The 20,256-nt window shown below is 47.2% G+C and carries 14 protein-coding genes; 2 read left to right on the top strand and 12 right to left on the bottom strand.

The features are described 5' to 3' along the window. Positions 1-67: 67 nt before the first annotated feature. Entirely contained in the window at positions 68-2,116 is a 2,049-nt protein-coding gene (locus AC0YNZ_RS08480; protein ID WP_475826197.1) for an alpha-L-rhamnosidase-related protein, read from the bottom strand. Positions 2,117-2,185: 69 nt separating this feature from the next. Between AC0YNZ_RS08480 and AC0YNZ_RS08475 the strand changes: the two genes are divergently transcribed. Continuing rightward, a complete protein-coding gene (locus AC0YNZ_RS08475; RefSeq protein ID WP_475826196.1) occupies positions 2,186-3,124 on the top strand; it encodes a helix-turn-helix domain-containing protein in 939 nt (312 codons plus the stop codon). Positions 3,125-3,448: 324 nt separating this feature from the next. On the opposite strand, the gene AC0YNZ_RS08470 is transcribed toward AC0YNZ_RS08475, so the two are convergent. The 4 genes from AC0YNZ_RS08470 to AC0YNZ_RS08455 form a co-directional block, all read right to left on the bottom strand. After that, positions 3,449-3,556 carry a hypothetical protein gene (locus AC0YNZ_RS08470; protein WP_475826491.1) on the bottom strand — a complete coding sequence of 36 codons (108 nt, stop codon included), beginning with the start codon at positions 3,554-3,556 and terminating at the stop codon, positions 3,449-3,451. Positions 3,557-3,708: 152 nt separating this feature from the next. Continuing rightward, entirely contained in the window at positions 3,709-4,371 is a 663-nt protein-coding gene (locus AC0YNZ_RS08465) for an SDR family NAD(P)-dependent oxidoreductase (protein WP_475826195.1), read from the bottom strand. Positions 4,372-4,412: 41 nt separating this feature from the next. Then, on the bottom strand, positions 4,413-5,609 hold the full coding sequence (locus AC0YNZ_RS08460) for an MFS transporter (protein ID WP_475826194.1): 1,197 nt from the start codon (positions 5,607-5,609) through the stop codon (positions 4,413-4,415). Continuing rightward, on the bottom strand, positions 5,599-6,438 hold the full coding sequence (locus tag AC0YNZ_RS08455) for an SDR family NAD(P)-dependent oxidoreductase (protein ID WP_475826193.1): 840 nt from the start codon (positions 6,436-6,438) through the stop codon (positions 5,599-5,601). Before AC0YNZ_RS08455 ends, AC0YNZ_RS08460 begins: the two co-directional genes overlap by 11 nt. Positions 6,439-6,595: 157 nt before the next feature. Between AC0YNZ_RS08455 and AC0YNZ_RS08450 the strand changes: the two genes are divergently transcribed. Further along, the gene (locus AC0YNZ_RS08450; RefSeq protein WP_475826192.1) at positions 6,596-7,492 is read left to right on the top strand and encodes a LysR family transcriptional regulator; all 897 of its coding nucleotides are present in this window, start codon (positions 6,596-6,598) and stop codon (positions 7,490-7,492) included. A gap of 276 nt (positions 7,493-7,768) precedes the next feature. Here the strand turns inward: AC0YNZ_RS08450 and AC0YNZ_RS08445 are convergent, their stop codons facing one another. The 7 genes from AC0YNZ_RS08445 to AC0YNZ_RS08415 all read right to left on the bottom strand — a co-directional run bounded on the left by AC0YNZ_RS08445 (position 7,769) and on the right by AC0YNZ_RS08415 (position 20,217). Beyond that, the gene (locus AC0YNZ_RS08445) at positions 7,769-10,039 is read right to left on the bottom strand and encodes a beta-glucosidase (RefSeq protein ID WP_475826191.1); all 2,271 of its coding nucleotides are present in this window, start codon (positions 10,037-10,039) and stop codon (positions 7,769-7,771) included. Between the two features lie 41 nt (positions 10,040-10,080). Next, the gene (locus AC0YNZ_RS08440) at positions 10,081-11,322 is read right to left on the bottom strand and encodes a PTS sugar transporter subunit IIC (protein WP_475826190.1); all 1,242 of its coding nucleotides are present in this window, start codon (positions 11,320-11,322) and stop codon (positions 10,081-10,083) included. Between the two features lie 341 nt (positions 11,323-11,663). Then, positions 11,664-14,162, bottom strand: coding sequence for a GH39 family glycosyl hydrolase (locus AC0YNZ_RS08435; RefSeq protein WP_475826189.1), 2,499 nt, complete (start codon positions 14,160-14,162; stop codon positions 11,664-11,666). Between the two features lie 494 nt (positions 14,163-14,656). Further along, entirely contained in the window at positions 14,657-16,186 is a 1,530-nt protein-coding gene (locus tag AC0YNZ_RS08430) for a glycoside hydrolase family 31 protein (RefSeq protein WP_475826188.1), read from the bottom strand. A gap of 474 nt (positions 16,187-16,660) precedes the next feature. Then, on the bottom strand, positions 16,661-18,430 hold the full coding sequence (locus AC0YNZ_RS08425; protein ID WP_475826187.1) for a glycoside hydrolase family 36 protein: 1,770 nt from the start codon (positions 18,428-18,430) through the stop codon (positions 16,661-16,663). Positions 18,431-18,452: 22 nt separating this feature from the next. Next, positions 18,453-19,322, bottom strand: a complete 870-nt coding sequence (locus tag AC0YNZ_RS08420) for a carbohydrate ABC transporter permease (RefSeq protein WP_475826186.1) — start codon at positions 19,320-19,322, stop codon at positions 18,453-18,455. 13 nt (positions 19,323-19,335) lie between these two features. Beyond that, positions 19,336-20,217: a carbohydrate ABC transporter permease gene (locus tag AC0YNZ_RS08415; protein WP_475826185.1), complete on the bottom strand. Its 882-nt coding sequence runs from the start codon at positions 20,215-20,217 to the stop codon at positions 19,336-19,338. Positions 20,218-20,256: the final 39 nt, after the last annotated feature.

The following is a 20,256-nucleotide window of genomic DNA, read 5'->3' as shown; positions in this document are numbered from 1 at the left end:
AGCCTTCTCACAGCGGAGAAGGCTCTCTCTTGTCAGGTTTTCATAGCTCCTCTCTCCTAACATACATTTATGTGTCTAGGCGGACTTCCAACCAACTTCCATCAACTGGGATCATTTTTTCTAATTGCTCACCATGCTTTCTGTATCGAAGAACGCCATTCCCCTGTGTTGCCCTTACACGAATACGTTCTTCATTCATATCGATCTCCGCCTCCCCATTCGCAATTGGAACGGTTCCCTTAAACCAGTCTAAGCCGCCAAGGTGTGGCTCCACCACAAAAGTTTCATATCCGGGACTTAAAGGCTTGACGCCAAGAAAGTATTTTCCGATTAGATAGATCGGACTGGCTCCCCAAGCATGACAAAGGCTTTTGCCGAAAGGCATTCCATACATGCCGTAATGCTCATCATTCGCCAAAGACGGATCGTATTCTTCCCAGAATGACGTTGCGCCCAGTTCGATCATGCCGCCCCAGTAGGAGATCATTTCCGCGCGTACGTAATCATGCTCCCCGCTTTCACAGAGCACGGCCAGTTCATGAAACCGCATATACGGTGTCCGGATGCGCGGCACGTCGGGATTCAACATGACATTGCGGATGACACTGTCGCGCTGCTCCGGTGACAGATAGCCATAGGTCATCGCAAACATGCTGGCATGTTTTGTTATCGTCGGCTTCGTTTCACCTTCAACTCGGTGATGAAGCAGCCCGCCTTTCGTATCATCCCAGAACAGACGGAGCGTGGTTTGCTTGATATTCTCCCCAAGATCACCGTAAGCTGCGGCAGCCGTGCCATCGCCGATCAAGACCGCGAATTGGCTCATCGCCTCCAGCCCACGGACGAGAAGAATCTGTTCCGTACTTACGGCACCTGTGTTCGTGAAATCCGCCCAGTCTACGAACACCCAATCCTGTTCTCTCCCTTCCAGCAATCCCTCTTCGTTCAGTTGTTTCAAACAGAAATCCATCAGGGTGACAGCCCGATCGTAGTATTGCGTGATAAATGTAAAATCCCCGGTGTAAAGATAGTAGTCGTACAAGGAGATAAACCAATAGAAGGAATAGTCCAAGATGGTATTAAAATGTGTTGTCAGGGGATCTTTCCCCCTTAAGGCAACAAGCGTCCTGCGCGTCACGTCAAGATCGAAAAAGCTGTAGTAATTCATCAGAAATGCCTGGTAAGCATCTCCGGACCAAACCCATCTATCCCGTTTGATCCCATCGAGAAAGAACTCCCTAGTGTTTAAGTGCAACGTATAAAGTGACATCCTGTAGATCTCGTTCAGCATTGATTCTGAGCATTCGAATGAACTGCGATACGTTACGGGTACAAATTCATAAAGCATCGATACGCTATCCCAACTTATGCCTGGATCAGCGTGGATCCACACATACCGAAAGGCTTTACCTTCTTCAAGCGTGTAAATGCCATCTTGTTCCTTTGCCTCCGCATCTGAGACATTAAATCGATCCAATGTTACACATTCATCCGGCGATAATGCCTCGGACAAGGACTCTCCGTAGAAAACCTGCACCTCTCCGTCGCCTGTCAGGCTATGAAACCGAAGATACCCGAACGTTTCTTGACCAAAGTCAAACAACGGCTTACCGTCTCGGATATCTACAGTCACGGGCTCCAACGGTGTAACGGCTAGACGAAACTGCGATGGCCCTTTGTCAGGCGAATGGAATGTCCATGAACCAGCAGGCAGCCAATCGTTTTGGTAGGAGGTCACCTCCCAGGAAGAATCGGTCCAAATGTTATCACCTGTAATATAGAGTGCAGGCACCTCTGTGTCATTGAATACGCTGACGGTAATTTTATGGCGACCAGCTGGAAGAGTTATGACTTCTTGACTCGAGCGATAGTTGTCCCTTCCGTCTAGATAGAGGGAGAAAGTCCCTTCCGCCTTGATGGAGATCTGCTCCTCCTCTGGCAAATCGTACGTATATTGAAACTTAATGTTCGAATAATGGCGGTCAAGCCGCCAATAGGCCGGATAAGCTACGCCACGTGCTCTACGTTTAACCGACATTTTCTCATGAAGGCGAATTTCAAAATCCCCGGGATACCAGATCCAGGTTGCCGCTTGTTTATTTGGATTTTTCTCCAATATGATAACCCCTTTCGCTATTATATGAATGATTGTATAATAAACGAGGCAAAGAAAAAGCAGGGAGATGTGACATCAATCATGGTCAATAGTGACTTTTCACAGAACAATCTCTCAAAAAAAGCAGCTAAAGCTCCGGTACATCATTCTGCAGTCTCGGAACATTTTCAAGGGGATTTTCCGTTATTCATTAACCGCTGGGAGGAAGGCTTTGAGCTCAGGGAACATAAACATGCCTATCTTGAAATGGTGTATGTCATGTCTGGTGAAGGTTACCACTATGTATCTGACCGTATAGAGAAAACTGGAAAGGGTTGCCTGTACATTTTACCCGTTGGCACCTCCCATATTTTTCGCCCCAGCGGTACGTCAGGCTCGAACAAGCTACTCGTTTATAATCTCTGCATCCTACCCGAGTTTATTGCTGAGCTTAAGACTTGGTTGTCACGTTATGGAAGTGGCGCTGAACCTCTATTCATATTTGACGGAAAACCTGAAACCTATATCTCCCTGATTGATAGGGGTATGGAGCTGGGGGAATTGTTTGAACAACTGTTTCGAGAATTTTCAACAAGACAATGGGGCTTTGAAACAAATATGTTTGCAGACCTACTACAGTTGTCGATACGTATAGCTAGGATGCTGAAGCAAGAAGCGGCTTCTAAGGGCTCCATACCGACTGGAAGACTGAGACGAACAGATGTGACGAATATGCTTAGTTATATCGATTTAAATATTACAGAGTCTTTGACTGTTGAGCAGCTGGCTTCAGAAGCCGGGGTAAGCCGACGCCATTTCATACGCTTATTTCAACAAATAACGGGAATGGGGTTTTCTGACTATCAGCAGCATAAACGGATCGAGTTCGCTTGCCGACTCCTGCTTGAAACCGATCATAAAATCTCTCATATTGCAAAAAACGTTGGTTACCGGGATCCAGCTCATTTCCGCGAGGTATTTCGTAAAGTCATTGGGACAAGTCCAACCGGATACCGGAAGAAATACTAATCGAGGCAAAAAATGAGTGCAGGTTAGTCTTTGGGCTGTTCGGGACGCGAGATCCCGTATAACAAGGGATGCTATGGAACGACAAGGAGAATCAATTTTTCATTAAAGAACTTTATTTTCAGTTAAAGAACTTTATTTTCCCACATCATTCCCTGGTGAGAAAAAATAAAGTTGTATAATGAAGGTCCAGCAAAATCAAGGCTTCTCGAGATGTCAAAAACAAGGTCAAAAAATTAAAGTTGTTTAATGGAATGAAATTATGGAACTGGATTATGAAACAAACCAAAAAAGTGCTCAACCTTGCCTCAGCAAAGTTAAGCACTTTTAATATTCAAGCTCCGCAGCAATGCCATTTAATACACCCATGATATTCATATCTAACATTTGTCGCCATTCATCAAAGCGTGTTTCCGAAAGAGGAGCAGTTGGCATCATACCGGCGTTATTATAAAGCTACGCGACCATATTTTTTGATCGCCAGATCAACTACTGCTTGAACTTCCACTTTATTTATTACATCAGCAACAGCTTAAGCGCGTGCTTTCGCAGTAATCATACTTGTATCTCCAGTAATCCATCGTTTTCTACCAATCGATTGGTTTGCCATCTCTGAAGAACCCTCCACGAGGTCCTTCCGATCCCATCGTCACTAACCGGAGGATCAACTCGGCAGCGCGTTTCGGAGTTCTCGGAGCAGAGGGTCCTCCCATATCCGAGTTTACCCAGCCCGGATCAACTGCATAAATTTTGATATCTCCTCTGACTTCTGCTGCTGCCAGTCGGGTCAAGGCATTCATTGCAAGTTTGGAGAGCTTGTACGCCCCTGCTCCTTCGGACGACATGGCACTCATGGCTCCATATTCCGAGGAAATATTGATGATCCATCCATATCCCCGCTTTTCCATGAGCGGTATAAATGAACGCATGACATGGTAAACGCCGAAGAAATTCGTGGACATCGTTCTCTCCAGAATCGCATGATCCAAGGTCAATAGCTTGGCATTCCCATCCAAATATACGCCCGCGTTGTTAATCAATACATCCAATCGGCCAACGGTCTCGGTGATGGTTAATGCTGCTTGACGGATGCTTTCTTGATCTGTGACATCCATGAGGACGAACGAAACATCCAATCCGGACTCGGTAAGTCGTTGCGCTGCTTCAGACCCTTTCTTTGGATCCCTGCTTGTCAAAATGACCTTGAACCCCATTGAACCCCATTGAAGCCAATTGTTTGACCAGTTCATATCCGATTCCCCGATTCGCGCCTGTGACAAGAGCTGCTTGCTTATCCTGCAACATTGGAATCCTCCAATCGGCCGGCATCCTTCAATCGGCCAGACATAGAAATTCTTGGATATATTGTTGCGGTGCTTAATATCAGGAACAAGATTCCCCCAAGTACGACGTATTGCGTACTTATTCCTGAAATGAACAGTCCGCATACACTTGCACCAATCGTTGTTCCCAAGTTGGCGGATGTCAGAAAGAGTCCATTCGCGAATTCAGGAGCCTCTGGCGCTGCAGACACAATCCAATATTGCGCAATGTTGCCTCCTATGCCGCCCAATATTCCCCAAATCAAAATAATGAAGACCATTGGCACATTGAACTTTCCCATGATGAAAAGCATGATGTAAACTGCTCCCAATGCAAATGGATAAGACATTACCGTTCTTAGTGCAAGATTTGTAAGCAGCTTCCCTGCAATCATATTTCCGACAATGTTGGCCGCACCGTATAGGAATAGCATCAAACTGATTGTGTTCCAGGCATAATTGGTCACGGTTTTCAGATACTCGGCAAGGTAACTGTACACCCCGAATACGGCTCCGTTCATAAAGATCACAGCGGCAATGGAGAGCCAGGTTATGGATCTTCTTAATACGCGTAACTGAGTACCATAAGAGAGCCTTTTCGCAACTGGCATCGATGGTACGAACAGGAGTGTCGCGATGAATGCGACTGTCGTTACAGCAGCAAAGAACAACATCGCGTGAGCAAGTGATGCGGCGGTGGCAATCAAACTTGAGACCGGTACGCCAAGCACCATCCCTGCAGACACGCCAACGAATACTTTGGCCACTGCCTTCGAAGCCTCATCTTTGCTGACGGACGCAGCTGCGGCGGTAAATGCCAATGAACAATAAACAGGATGAAAAAAAGCCGGAACGACACGTGCAATCAATAACATGGTAAAGTCTGTTGTGAAGGCGGAGACAAGATTGCCCGCAATAAAAATGCCAAGCACGAGCAGCATCACTTTCTTTCGGTTCATGCCCGAAAACAATGAAGGCAATATTGGACCAGAGATGGCAACCGCAAGTGCAAAAAGACTCACGATTAACCCTGCGGTGGAGATGCTGACATGAAAGCGGTCCGCTATCAAAGGCAAGATCCCGATTACGCCCATCTCGGTATTCAAGATACCGAATACACCCAGGGTTAATATATAGACAATCAACTTATTTCGTTTAGTCGTCATAGGCCATGGATGTTGAGAGATCACGGTAGGCAATGATCTGCGTCTGGAGGTCTACAATTTTCTGCTCTGCAATGCCTATCGCGTCTGCGCCTGCGATGAAGCGTCGCGGTGGTTGCGATTCGCTTGCAATCATGAGGAGTGCCTTGGCAAGCTTGTTCGGATCACCGGACTGTTGCCCATTCTTTTCATTAAAAAATGCCATATAACTAGCTCTGCGTTCCACATAGTCCTCGATCAATAGCTTGGCGTAAGTCGACGACGTCTCCGTAAGAAATTCTGTACGGAAAAAGCCCGGGTTGACAATGGTCGTATGAATGCCGAATGGAGCTGCCTCAGGCGCCAACGACTCCATCCACCCCTCTAGCGCAAATTTCGATGCACAATAGGCGGAATTAAACTCGAATCCGGAAATGCCGGCGCCCGAGGAGATCGAGATGATATGACCGGAACGCTGTTTGCGCATCACAGGCAACACCGCCCGGGTAACGTTCATGGGGCCGATCAACGCCACCTGCAGCTGACGTTCGATTTGGTCCGGGGTCAATTCCTCAAAGAAGCCCCCATAGAAGTGTGCAGCATTATTAACCAGCACATCGATGGTCCCGAATTTGTCGATTGCCATCTTGACTGCGGAATGTGCATCAGAAGGCCTAGTAACGTCCAATTGGACGACCAATAAATTCTCGTTTTCACCGATCGCCTTGGCCACCACATCCGTATTACGGCCGGTAGCCACAACTCTGTGCCCGGCGTTCAAAGCAGCTTTCGCGATATTTGTGCCCATACCTCGACCGGCACCCGTGATAAAACATACCTTTTTCTTATCCATGTTATTCATTCCCTTCAGCTTTTCCAATAATGATCATTACTGTTTGTATTTATTTTAGCGCGCTTTTTTCATATAACAAATACCTATATCTTATATCAAGATATGCTTGATGAGCATTTCTTAAACATGTATAGTAAAGCACAAAGGAGGACTGTTAATGGAAGTTAGAGTTTTACGTTATTTCCTTACTGTTGCAAGAGAAGGCAGTATTACGGCGGCGGCTGATTTTTTGCATCTTACACAGCCAACCTTGTCTAGACAATTAAAAGATCTTGAACAAGCGTTAGGAAAAAAACTATTTATTCGCAGTAGTCACAGTATCATTCTTACAGATGAAGGAATGCTCTTAAGAAAGAGAGCCGAAGAAATCGTTGATATGGTCGATAAATTAGAGGCAGAGTTTAGATCCATGGAAGAAACAGTTAGTGGTAATGTCTATATAGGCGGTGGGGAAACAGACGCCATGAAACAGATTGCACGGGTAGTAAAAGACTTACAGTTAAGTTATCCAAATATACGGTATCACCTCTACAGCGGAAACGAAGATGATGTAACTGAACGGCTTGACAAGGGACTGCTTGACTTTGGTATATTAATTCAACCAGCTGATGTATCAAAATACAATTATGTCAATATCCCCGCCAAAGATGTTTGGGGCGTTGTTATGAGGAAAGACAGTCCTCTTGCTTGCAAAGATGCCATTCAACTAGCAGATTTAATAAATGTTCCACTAATCTGTTCAAGACAGGCGATGAAGCAGACATTTTCTAAAAATGAATTTACGTATTGGTTTGGCGATGATTTTGATAAATTAAACGTCGTAGCTACATACAATCTTGCCTATAATGCTGCGATTATGGTTGAAGAAGGCATTGGTTATGCAATAACTCTTGATAAAATAGTGAATACGTCTAGTGATAGTAACCTTTGTTTCAGACCGCTAGAGCCAAGACTTGAATCTGGTTTAAATATGGTTTGGAAAAAGCATCAGGTCTTTTCGGCAGCTGCCGATTTGTTTTTAAAAGAAATTCAGGCGAAATTAACAGATGTGTAGGAAAAACTAGTAAGAGGTTGTTATAAACTCGGGTAAAAAACTTTTGGGGTAATGGGTATGGCAGGGGTTAATCAAGCCAGATAACGTTTCTTGGCCTTAACAGAAATATTTAGTTCAAACTCCTAAGAGGAGCTGCCTCAATAAGGCAGCTCCTCTTAGGGGGTACTGAACATCATCTCCGATTAGGCAAGTATTTTAGGTTCTCTTTTTCCTGAGCAGATGATCTTACCGCCTTTTAAATGTTTTCTGGGTTATAATAAAACTAAAAACTTTGGCTTATCTACGCAGCAATTCAAACTGTCTGATCATTTCCTCGATCAACTGATCCGGTGACCAGTCGATGAGCCAGTTCTGACCGAACATTTGAAATAATTTTATCGTTGGGAAATCATTAAAGAATCCGAGAAACTCATCTGTAAGAGCTACCTTGTCGACAACATGACGGTTCATCTCCGCAATACTGTCCATTAGAATCGACTTTGCGGTTGGATTGCTGAGCCATTCACTGAGCAAACTAAATTTATGCAGCGTCATTGCCTCGCTATTGAACTGGCAATGGATACGTTCAAGGATTCGGATGTCCCGGGATGAACTGCCAATGACGAGCTGAAAATAACCGGTTTCCGCGACCCATTTATTATATTGGGTATTATAATACGCGAAATCCCGCTCATCGAGGACAAAGTGGATTTCCTTACTCTCCCCTGGCTGCAGCTCTACCTTAGTGAAGGCTTTCAGCTCTTTTTCGGGACGCACCCACTTGCAGTCCTCATCATGCACATAAAGCTGGACGACCTCTTTACCTGCCATATCTCCTGTATTCTTCAATCGGAAGGAAACGGACACCTGATCCCCCCGCTGCACGGCTTTCAAGTCCGAGTAGGAGAACGTCGTATAAGACAAGCCATGTCCGAATGGAAATTGTGGCGCAATTTCTTTACTATCGTAGTACCGATACCCGACGAAAAGACCCTCGCGGTAATACAGCTTGCCGTTCTCGCCGCGAATCCGCTTATGGGATGGATTGTCGGAAAGCTTGACAGGGAAGCTCTCCGAAAGTTTACCGGATGGATTGACGCGGCCGAATAGAGTCTCTGCAATCGCTCTGCCTCCACCTTGGCCGGTGAGCCAGGCATGGAGTATACCCGGAACATGCTGCGCCCAAGGCCGCATGGCAAGCGCTGAACCGCTGCTGGTTACCACAATGCATCTTGGCTGAGCGGCGCATACGTGTTCAATCAGCTTCACCTGATGCGGCGGCAGATTGATCCCTTCTAAATCATGCATCTCCGACTCAGAGTATTCCGGCTGCCCGACGAACAAAATTGCAATATCGGCTTGCGCCGCCACTTGAACGCTTTCTTGAATCATCTCCTCATCTACTTGCTCATGCTGCGGATAACCATCCGCATAGGAAAGCTTAATCGTATCCCCGGCAAGCGCCCGAATTTCGTCCCACGGTACATCGACCCGCGTTGGGGTAACCTTGGCGCTGCCTGCACCTTGAATTCGAGGCCGTTTGGCAAAGCTGCCTATTACAGCTATCGACGAGATATTCTCCGAAAGGATCGGCAAAATTTGATTATCGTTTTTCAGCAGAACGATACTTTCCGCCGCCGCTTTTCTTGCAAGCTGGTGGAAATCCGTCTCTGGGCGCTCCGAGACGTCAACATGTTGAATCGTTTTTCGAACAAGCTCCAGAATACGGGATACGACGCGGTCAAGCTCGCCTTCGCTCAGTTTTCCGTTTGCGACAGCCTCGATAATGGCTTTCGTGTTGTAGTGGGCAGGACCCGGCATTTCGATATCCAACCCTGCCTTCAAACCGCGGATTCGGTCATTGACCGCCGTCCAATCGGACAGTACTACGCCCTCATATCCCCACTCCTCGCGGAGAATGTCATGGAGCAAATGCTCATTTTCACTGGTATAGGTACCGTTGAGCAAATTATACGAGCACATGATCGTCCAGGGGTTGGCCTTCTTAATAATTCGTTCGAAAGCGCTCAAGTAAATTTCCCTTAGCGTACGCTCATCCACCTCCGAGCTAGTGACGAGCTTCTCATACTCCTGATTGTTGCACGCAAAATGCTTCACCGAGGCGCCAACCCCTTGGCTTTGCAGTCCATTCACGAACGCGGCGCCAAGCTCGCCGCTTAGACAAGGATCCTCCGAGTAATATTCAAAGTTTCGTCCCCCAAGCGGCGTACGTTTCATATTAATCCCGGGACCTAGCAGAAGCTCTACGCCCATTTTCTTGCCTTCGATCCCAAGAGCAACGCCGACCTCATACAGCAGATCGGTATTCCAGGAAGAACCGATCGCCGAGCCCGTGGGGTAACAAGTTGCCGGCATGTTTTCGCCCGTGATCCCGATTTCGTCGTTGCTGTTCGTTTTACGAATTCCGTTCGTGCCGTCGTACATATGAATCGGCGGAATACCCAATCGCTCGACACCTTTGGTCATCCACATATTTAAACCTGCACACAGGCCCGCTTTTTCTTCCAGCGTCAAGGCTTGCAGCAGCATCTCTTTCATTTGTTTCATCTTGACAACTCCTCTTCCCTTATTGATCTCTTTTGCTTGATTTATGGGCGTGCTTCTTCCAGCCGCTCTTTCTTTAATTCCTGTGTATCGTAAATTTTGAAGAACGGAAACCAAACGGCGAATATAACAAGCAGTACAAAAGCCAACAGCAGCAGCCCGTTGAGTCCTGACAGCAAATACGTCGAGATCCCGACGGGGGTATACCAGAGCTGGAACACTTTGCTCGGGATTGCCGCTAGCCCCCAATCCAGTGCCAAATAAACTATAATCGGTGTCACGATGCCATTGATCCACATCGGAATCATGAGAATCGGATTGAACGCGACTGGCGCACCGTAAATAACGGGTTCATTGATATTGAATAACGAAGGAACAATCGTCGCTTTGCCAATCGTCTTCAGCTTTGTCGACTTTGCAAACAGAAACCAGATAACGAGCGGAAGGGTTGCCCCCATGCCTCCTACGCCGACCCAGCCGCTGAAGAATGTTTCGAACGTGTTGATGTTGACCGGCTCCATACCTTGCGCGACCAATTTGGCGTTCTCTTCGATAGCTGGTATCCAGATCGAATACAAAATAGGCGTAATGACCCAGGGGCTGACGCCGAATGAAAAGAGCACGACCCCGATAAGATTAAATAAGGTGAACCCGATAAGCGTTTGGCTAATGGCATTCAAAGGCTTGAAGACACTGATGATGAGTCCGAAAATATCGAAGTGCATCTGATAAATCAATATCCATCCTAGGGTAAGGATCAGTGCAATGGGAACGAGAAAGTCGAACCAATCGACAATGAACTCGGGCAGCTTCGTATCTTTTTTGAACCAGGAGAATTTATTGAATGCATTCATAACAGCAGCAACGGCAATACCGACGAGCAAGGCCGTAATCATACCCGATGGACCAAATCTCTCCAGCACGAATTGGATGGTGCCATCATCACCGAATGTTGGCTTTAAAAGCATCAGGTAAAGCGACAATCCGGTCGCGCCAGCAATGAGCTTGATTTTGTGACGCTCTTTCTTCTGCATGACCATATACGGCGTCAAAAAGGCAATGAAAATACCGAGAAGTCCGAAGCTGAACGTCGTGATCGGCGTTAAATCCGGCATGCCGGGTATATAATCCTTTAGAATCGACACCAGCGTTACTAAGGAGCCGATAAATATCATCGGAAGCGTAACCATAATCGCTTCCTGAATCGAATCCACCCACACGTTCTTGGTAAAGGCTTCAAGGCGCGGGGCAAATCGCTCTGTCATCCACTTCATCATTCGATCCATGTTGATCCCCTTCACATTTGTGTCACTCGTTAACGTTTGAATTGTGATAAAGCTTTCTTGTTCTTCTTTACGCACAGGGCTCTTTTTTGTTGAAACTGCTTCATCTCATTGTTTTGCTAGTGATCCATGTTGATCCCCTCCACATTTATGTCACTCGTTAACGTTTGCAAACTCAGTATATATCGTTGTGATAACGCTTTCTTGTTCTTCTTTGCGCAGAACAGGGGTCTTTTTTGTTGAAACTGCTTTCATCTCATTGTTTTGCTATTAACGGTTTATAACTATACAGCAAAAAACACCCCTACCTAAGCGCAAAGGTGCCGTGTTATACAAAAAATGCTTCAATATTGTCTCGACAAGGTGAGCAGCAACACGCCATGCGGCGGGAGAATAAAGGTATTCTCATAATGCTCCGCATCCCGAAGAAATAAAGTCTGGATCGTCGGACCGCATCTGCCGGACAAGTAGCTTTCTTCCTCCCCGGTCAAGTATAAGGGGGCGCCCAAGCGGATCCACTCGTCGTACACGGAGCCTTCTTCCCGATTCAACTGGTATTGCGTTACTCTGTAGCTCCCCCCCAGCCCCTCCAGCTTGACATGGAAGGCTTTGTTGCCCTTTTCTTCAAATACCGTATACCGGCTTGTTTCCGTCAGGCCGGACCAATCTCCGCTCGCGAAGAGTGGATCGACGTGCACATAATGGTACATCAGCACCTGTATGCTGCCGTCAACACTGCCCGTTACGATATAGCCCTCGCCTTCGGCCATGACGCGGTCGCCGAGTTTGCCCAGCATTTCGAGCCCATAGTAGCTCGGTTTTTTGAGCCCTAACCGATTCAGGAGGCCAAAACCTCCGTAAAACAGGGAAGGGGGAACCTGACTTTCCTCGAATACATCCGTAAAAGACCAATAGCCGAGGCCGTCAAGCAGCCCTCTGGTTTCCAGCGCATGATGGATAACAAATGGCGCCATAAACATAGTGTCATGGATGTAATTGCGGTCATAAAGCGAAAAATTCCATTCCGTAATGAAAAGTTCAAGTGAAGGATGCTCTTTCGAATCAATCTGCTCCATCAAACGATGAATTGTGTCCACGTAAAAGGGAGGAGGCATCATCGTCGTCAGCTTCTCCGCTTCCTCCTTCTTATTCGGGTATTCGGAGTAAACATGGAACGAGAAGAAGTCAAGTGGCGCTCCTTCCAGACGGCAAAAAGCGGTAAAATCCTCCGCCCAGCTATCGTTCCAAATCGAACCATAGCCAAGTGCAGGTCCTCCTACCTTCAACTCCAGGGCGATTCCTTTTATACTATCGGCCGTCGACTTATAGAAGCGAAAGAACTCCTCCCTCGTTCCGGCCCAGCACAGACCAGTAAGATCAGGCTCGTTCCACACTTCAAAATACCACTTTTTTACTTCCTCAAGCCCATAACGGTTCAGACAGTGGCGAATAAACTCGCGGACGAGCGCATCCCATTTGCTTTGATCGTCGGGAGGCGCAATATTCCCCTTCCACCAAAATATCGTTTCATTCGAGCGTCGCAGTAAAGTCGGCATGAAACTAATTTCCACAAAAGGCCGTATTCCGCACGCCAGTAAAAAATCGTATAGCTTATCGACATAAGCCCAATTGTATATGGCCTTCCCGTCTTCCGACTCGTTATAAACCATCATTTCGTCATTAAAAATGCCGTGGAAACGAATATGCGAAAACCTTAAGTTTCGCTGCACCTCACTGAACTGCTCTTGCCAGTCCGAGCGCAGTCCTTCAATCGCCCTTCCGCCATTGATGATTCGCTTCCAAGGTTGTACATAACGTTTAACGCAAACCTCAGAACGAACGCTAATTAACGTGGGTTCCTGGGCAATCCCTGCTGAGGAAATTGCATTCGCGTCTCCACTCGCTTCCTCGAGATGGCGGTATAGCGTCTCCATGGCTTGAATCGTGTCGATTACGTAGTAATCGGCGCTGGGCGACTCTTTGGTCAGCGAAGTTAAATGCTCCCGGTGCCGCGTTACCTCGGTTTTTTTTAGTGATTCTCTGAAGGAGGTTGGCGTCATATCGTACTTTTCCTTAAAGTATTTATTGAACAATTTGACGTTAGCGAAACCGCAGTCCATGGCAATCTGAGTTATATTTTTATTTGAATCCGTCATTTCAGCCACCGCCTTCTCCAAGCGCACCGACGTCAAATATTTTTGAAAAGGCATCCCGATTTTCCCGCTGAAAAAATGGGCGAAATAATGCAGGCTTAAATGCTCTTGATCGGCGATTGATTGAAGGGTGATTTTTCCCCTATAATGACGATCAATGTATTTTAACACCCGGTTAAGCCGAGCATATTCATACAGCTTCCCTTCGGTGTGTATCGCTTCCTTCTTACCGGCGGAGAATTCACGCAACAGGTACCCCGTTAATAGATGCAGCAAGCCTAGCGAGAAGTTATGAAAACCCGGCGCCTTTTTTGTCAATTCCCTAACCAGTTGAGCCAAATATCGGCGGATTTGGTTATAGCGTTCCCGATTTTCCGCTGTTTGCAGGGTAGAATTGCATTCGATAAAAGTTTCGCCCTCCAATAATCCGGGGCTTAATTGCAACGTGAGCAGCACATTGTCTTGCTGGGTGCGTATTAACTTATGTATGGACATGCTGTTGACTACAACAATATCATCTTGTTTAATATTGTATTGATGCTGATCAACTAGGAGGGTGACGGCTCCTTGCAAAACATAAATGATCTCGACTTCTTTGTGCCAGTGATAAGGAACATGCGTAACACTATTGACGAACAAGTGCATCGGCAAGTCATCCTGATGTTTGATAAACTCGTACTGGTATCGCATGGGGTGACCTCGCTTTCCATAGTCTCATTATGTATCAAATAAGAGGAAAGATACAATCACGTAGCCACTTTGAATCAAAAAAATGGGCGCTACAAAGAGGCTTGGCTACTCCCATGGCTGGCCGCATAATTTCATAATGGATTTCATTTTCTTTAGCTTCTTCACCTCGACGTAGAAGTGGTACAAAGCCCTAACATCCGGATTGGTCATAATCATACACATCGTAATGAGACATCTTTGGAACTAGTAAGGATCTTAAAGCCCTGCCGCAACTCAAGAAATACGATATCTGCCCATCTATGAATTTGGTTAACCGCATAACCCGAAGTAACCTAAGTCTTCTCATTGAAAATATAGTATAAGAACAATCCAAAAAAGTGCTCAACCTTGCATCAGCAAAGTTAAGCACTTTTTGTTTTTCTATATCAGAGTCAAGCTCAATAGTAGATTAGACTACTAGTAGCCTCGATCAGCCAACCGAAATAACCGTTTAGTTACTCCCGTCTGAACCAGGGAAGCCTGGAAAGTGGAGCCTCGACTTCCGCTTCGCGCGGGCCGGACACTTGACTTCCATCCTCTCCCAGCCACGTTCCTTGCGGGAATACGACCTTTCGGGCCGTTGCGCCTTTACGTAACACCGGTGCAACTAAAATGTCGTTGCCCAGCATGAATTGATCGGTTATCGTCTCATAACCACCTTTAGGAAACACGTATGCCATGTGCCTCATGATCGGTTCGCCTGTTGCTGCAGCGTGTCTGGCCAACTCGACAATCATGGCCCCCATTCGCCAGTGAAGCATTGCGGCTTCGATGCAGTACGACAAATGCGTTTGATCAAGCACCCTCCATGGCGCTGTTGAAAATTGCATCATCGGAAACAGGGCCGAGCATTGTGCGTAACGGACAAATAGCTCTTCGTCCACCTGGAAGTCTGGCTGGATTAAATCCTGATATTGACCGCCGCCGACCATGTCGGGACAGTTAAAAGCGTATCCCACAAGTCCTTGCGCAAGTCCGTTCGGAATTAAACTAGCCAGGCCGTCGGAACCCCAGCTGTGATTTTTGTCGGTCTGCCGCTGGACAAGCGGTTGACCCGCGAGCTTCCAACAAGCCCGGTATTCGTTAAAGGAATAGCCAAGGCCGATCCGCGCCCATGCTTCACATTGGCCGTTCGGCGTCGATGGTCGTGCGCTGATATCCGTCATCTTGTAGAACTGTGGATCTCCGGCATCCATTTTAAAGCCGTCGACACCGTACTCTTCCATAAGCTGATCCAATTGACCTGTTAACCAGCTTACCGCTTCGGAATTCGTACAGTCCAAAATGGCGCTATAGCCGTTCCACCATTGGCGAATAACCGGCTCCCCGTGTAATTCCCTTATCAGGTACCCTTGTTTCTGCAAATAGCGGAACACTTCACCATCGGGACTAATGAACGGACAAACCCATAGCATGACGCGGAATCCAAGCGCATGCAGCCGGTCGATCATCGCCTTGGGATCGGGAAACCTACCTTGGTGAAAGGTTAGCGTCCCGTAGTCTTCATGCCAATTATCATCGATTATCAGGATGCCTGGCGGAAACCCGTTTGCAATAATCGCTTCGGCGTAAGCGATCACCTTATCTTGCGTCGGATGATAGCTCATCTCCATCCAGATGTTGTACTGCGGAACTGTGAAAAACAATAAGTCTGGCAAGGTGAAAGATGGCGGGAAGTACAATTGTGATGCATGAAGAAACGCATCGCGCAAATGATTGCCGCCTTGCTCGATCTTGATCGTTCCTGCCACTCCTTCAATGACCAGCTCATCGCCATCAAAAGTAAAGCAGAACGGTTCCTCCGACCAAACATATCTTCCCTTATTCGAAAGCAGCAGCGGGCATGCCTGGTTATTGCCAGCGTTTCCGAACAGATCTCTCTGATATGCCGTGCTGCCGAATGGCATTTTCGTTCCATCGCTAATGACCCCGCCCCACCAATATTCATTTTCCATCAATGGAACACTAATGGTAACGTTATACATATAGCCTCCTCATCCAAGGATTTCGCACCCACACTATTGAACAAACATGAATGCCTGTATCACCATTTAAACATGTGGAGTCTGAATTTCTAGATGTATCGATTTAGCCGCAGCTATATTCGTTAGTAAACCGATGTTATGTTTTTAAAGTAGATAGATCGCCGCTTCGACTCAGTCAGTGGTCAGTGGTATAACATAACCATATCTTACCCAAGGGATATGCTGTATCAGCGTATAATATACGCCACTTACCATGTTACACTCAACCTGTTCGATGCTCTCCCATAGCTTATTCAAGACCGGCTCACCGATCAAGAACAATCAGAGGCTAAGTCAATCTGATCGTGCTCAGGACCTCTTATCGATGTACACGTAACAGACGACCGGGGCATGGTAATGATGTGATGTCCGTCTTGTTGAATATGACAAAAACAAAAGCAGCCGTATCATTTACGGCTGCCCCAAATTAGCACACTATTTATCTTCAATTAGCGCAACACCGGGTCCAGGAATCTTCAGAATCTGTACCCCCTTCGCGAACGATACTGTCTCTTCACGGACGATCTTACCACAGCAGTCCAATACTCGAACCTTTCGCGCAGCTAATTCCTCCTCAAAAGAAACGACGATTTTATCCTGCAGCGTTCCATTAACCAGGATCAGCTTCTTAGGTACCTTCAATCCAGTACGTACGACCACATCCGCATACACGGCAATCAACCTTTTGTACACCGTATCGGCTTGCACCAGCGGATACATGGCTTCAGGAGAACGGGGCGACAGCTCGCCGTCTAACAATACATCCCGGTGTTCTCGCCAGAAGGTTAACCAGAACCTCGTCATATCGATATGATGCTTAGGAAGCGCCTCGAATCTCATAGAGAACTGTGGAACGGAGAATAAAATATTCACCATCTGGAGAGCGGCCGCTTCTACTGGCTCCTGAGGATTCCACATGACCATATCCGAGTGTACGGGCGTAGTCCCGGACAACAAGCGGATATCAAGCGTTTCCATGCGGTTGGTCAGCGCATCGTTCGGACAGTCCGTTGCACGGAACATGTTCCCGTATTTTCTCATTAAGGGTCCGATATAGGTCTGCCTGAACTCGATCATGATGTCCGGCTTGATCACTCTCAGCCGCTCCATCACATCGGTGAGGAGACGGTCCACCGACTCTTGAACGGAAACGTAATCCATACCAGGTCTCGGTTCGGCTTCCTGCCCCGCGCTCAAGTAGAATTCGTCGACGAAATCCAGCTTGAAGCCATCCAGCCCCCATTCCATTACAGCCCGCTCATAGGTGGAGATCAAGTATTCCCTGCACTCGGTGTACCTCAGATCCAATACGCCCGCCCCAATATTTTCCTTAAAGCTCAGCAGCTTATCCTTGAATCTCGGCCAAGCTTGGGAGTGAATACCGACGAAGGGCACGCTGTACCACAAGATATATTTCAATCCAAGATTATGGATGCTCTCGACATGCACACGCATGTCCGGAATGCGATCAGGGCATACCTGCCAATCTCCGCAATAGGCGTAACCGCGATTCGAGTCCGACGTTTGCCATCCATCATCCACGATTACGGCCTCAATTCCCAATTCCCGCGCCGATCGGCATTGGTCCTCGATGTCCTGAGCTGTGATCTGTTGATGAAAGCTATACCACGTGGAGTACATGGGCGCTCTCGCAGCAGCGGGAACAGGAGCAGGCTCATAGCCTTCCATTCGTCCCCACCAGCCGGATACCAATCTGAGACTTTCATAGTAAGGAATGCTTCGGGTATCGATTCGCAGCACGATCTGGTAAGACGTTCTCGGTCGTGTCGGTTCCGTCAGCAGTCGCACCCGGCAATTCAGCGTGGCATCCTCTTCATGGACACCCATCGTGAATTCAGCTTGATTCAAGGCATCGGACAGCGCATACGTCAGTCGGTTCTGACCATTCAGATTATAAAAGCAGCCGACTGGCGCAGAGACTGCCGCCTTGGAGGTGATGTGATGATTGAAGTCGGGAATAAGGCTCTTATTGTGAAATGCGGCAGGTTGCCAATACGACTGGATATCCACCATCGGGTGCTTCCAGTACAGCTCGAGCTGCGGAAAATGCCGCTCCACCTCGGATTGAAAGGTAACCTGAATGTGAATCAATCCTGGCTCGATTTCCGAAACTGCGCTCTCTACCTGAAGTTCATTCGCGCCGGACATATAAATCGTTTGATAAGGTGTTTCAATCTGCTTCAACGCAAAGCCTCCATTCCTATCTTTATTTGACTGCGCCGCCAACCCCCATAGCCCTCTCCACCTGCTCGCTAAAAATCAGGTAGAACACAATCGTAGGGATACTGGAAATGACCAACGCTGCCCCCATTGCCCCCCAATCGGTATTGAAGGCGCCTTGAAAACTCATCAGCCCCAGAGGCAGGGTCTTCAAGGATTCATCTGAAATGAGGATCAAAGAAATGGTGAACTCGTTCCAGGCCGCCAGAAAGACAAAAATCGCAACCGTAGCGACCGCAGGCGTGACGATCGGTACAATGACCCTGATAAAGGTCTGCAAAATGCCCGCACCGTCGATAGCCGCCGCCTCCTCCATTTCAAAGGGTACAGAGCGCAGAAACCCGTAAAAAATCATCGAGGCAAACGGAATTTGAAAGGCGGTATATGGTATAATCAAGGACCAATACGTGTTGGTCAAATGGAAATCCTTCACTAGAATCAATAACGGAATCAAGATAATCTGAACGGGAATAAATAGGCCGGCCGTCATAAAAATCCTGGCGAAGCCCGATAGCTTCCATTCCATTCGGGCCGTTGCATAGCTGAACAGCAAAGCGATCACGAGGGTGGCCGCTACCACACTGAGACTGACGATGAGACTGTTGCGAAAATAGACCGCAATGTTAAATTCCGTTAGCGCTTTTACATAGTTCTCGATCCGGAACACCTTCGGAATCCCGAACGGGTTCGTGACGAATATTTCATTATTATTCTTGAAAGAATAAAAGAGCATCCACACAATCGGATAAGCCGAGATCAGCGCATAGAAGGTCAGAAAGCCATAGGCCAGCGTCTCTCTTCTGAACGGATTGAAGCGAAACCTAGAGCGCCTAGAGCTGATAACGGACGATCTCAATTAGCATACCTCCTTAATATACGATTCGTTCTCTCGCCACAAAGCGATTGATGAGAATCGTGAAGATCAAACACTCAAGCACCAACAAAACAACGGAGGCTGAAGCATATCCGTATTCGTTCAGCCTGAAGGCCGCCCTGTACATGAAATACGTCAATGTATAGGTGCTCGTGCCAGGTCCGCCTCCGGTCATGATCGCCATATGCTCAAATGCCCGCAGCCCTCCCGTGACGGCAAATATCAGACAAAACTTGAACGTCTCTGCAAGCATAGGCATCGTGATGCGCAGGTGCGCCTGGAATTTGGAAGCCCCATCAATGGTCGCCGCTTCGAAATACGATTCCGGGATGCCCTTAATCGCGGTGTAAAGCAGCACAAAGTGGAAGCCCATATACTGCCAAGCGTTAACCCCGGCTACGGCCCAAATCGCCGTGCTCTCATGACCGAGCCAATCCTGTCTATAGGACAAGCCAAGCAGCTCAAACGCTTTATTCAGCAGTCCATACTGACCGTTATAGATATTCAGCCATAGCTGGCATACGACCGTAACAGACAAGACGACGGGAATAAACAGAGCATTCTTAAAAAAGCGCTTGCCTCTTATTTGTCTGGACGAGATCAAGATCGCCAGCACGGTTCCCAGTCCGATCTGCATAATCACCAGCACTGCTGCAAATATAAGCCCATTCTTAAAAGAAATATAAAAATCAGGATCTTGAAAAAGCCGAATATAATTATCCAATTGTATGAATACCGGTTTGCCCAGTCCATCCCATTCGAATAAACTCCGGTAGAAGGTTTGCAGCATAGGATAAACCACCACAATACTGAAAAGCAGTAAGGCCGGTGATACAAAGAGGACGATTGCTGCTTTGTTCCTTCTAAGCTTGTTCATGGTCTACCTCCCTTAACAATGTCCTAACAAGAAACATTC

Source organism: Paenibacillus sp. J2L1-98 (genome assembly GCF_056269405.1).
This window is presented reverse-complemented; position numbering and strand designations above follow the sequence as displayed.

Excerpts from the sequence above, each read along its gene's own strand:
- AC0YNZ_RS08470 (WP_475826491.1), bottom strand. The coding sequence starts at position 3,556 with ATGCCAACTGCTCCTCTTTCGGAAACACGCTTTGATGAATGGCGACAA.
- AC0YNZ_RS08465 (WP_475826195.1), bottom strand. The coding sequence starts at position 4,371 with ATGAACTGGTCAAACAATTGGCTTCAATGGGGTTCAATGGGGTTCAAG.
- AC0YNZ_RS08460 (WP_475826194.1), bottom strand. The coding sequence starts at position 5,609 with ATGACGACTAAACGAAATAAGTTGATTGTCTATATATTAACCCTGGGT.
- AC0YNZ_RS08455 (WP_475826193.1), bottom strand. The coding sequence starts at position 6,438 with ATGGATAAGAAAAAGGTATGTTTTATCACGGGTGCCGGTCGAGGTATG.
- AC0YNZ_RS08450 (WP_475826192.1), top strand. The coding sequence starts at position 6,596 with ATGGAAGTTAGAGTTTTACGTTATTTCCTTACTGTTGCAAGAGAAGGC.
- AC0YNZ_RS08445 (WP_475826191.1), bottom strand. The coding sequence starts at position 10,039 with ATGAAACAAATGAAAGAGATGCTGCTGCAAGCCTTGACGCTGGAAGAA.
- AC0YNZ_RS08440 (WP_475826190.1), bottom strand. The coding sequence starts at position 11,322 with ATGGATCGAATGATGAAGTGGATGACAGAGCGATTTGCCCCGCGCCTT.
- AC0YNZ_RS08435 (WP_475826189.1), bottom strand. The coding sequence starts at position 14,162 with ATGCGATACCAGTACGAGTTTATCAAACATCAGGATGACTTGCCGATG.
- AC0YNZ_RS08430 (WP_475826188.1), bottom strand. The coding sequence starts at position 16,186 with ATGTATAACGTTACCATTAGTGTTCCATTGATGGAAAATGAATATTGG.
- AC0YNZ_RS08415 (WP_475826185.1), bottom strand. The coding sequence starts at position 20,217 with ATGAACAAGCTTAGAAGGAACAAAGCAGCAATCGTCCTCTTTGTATCA.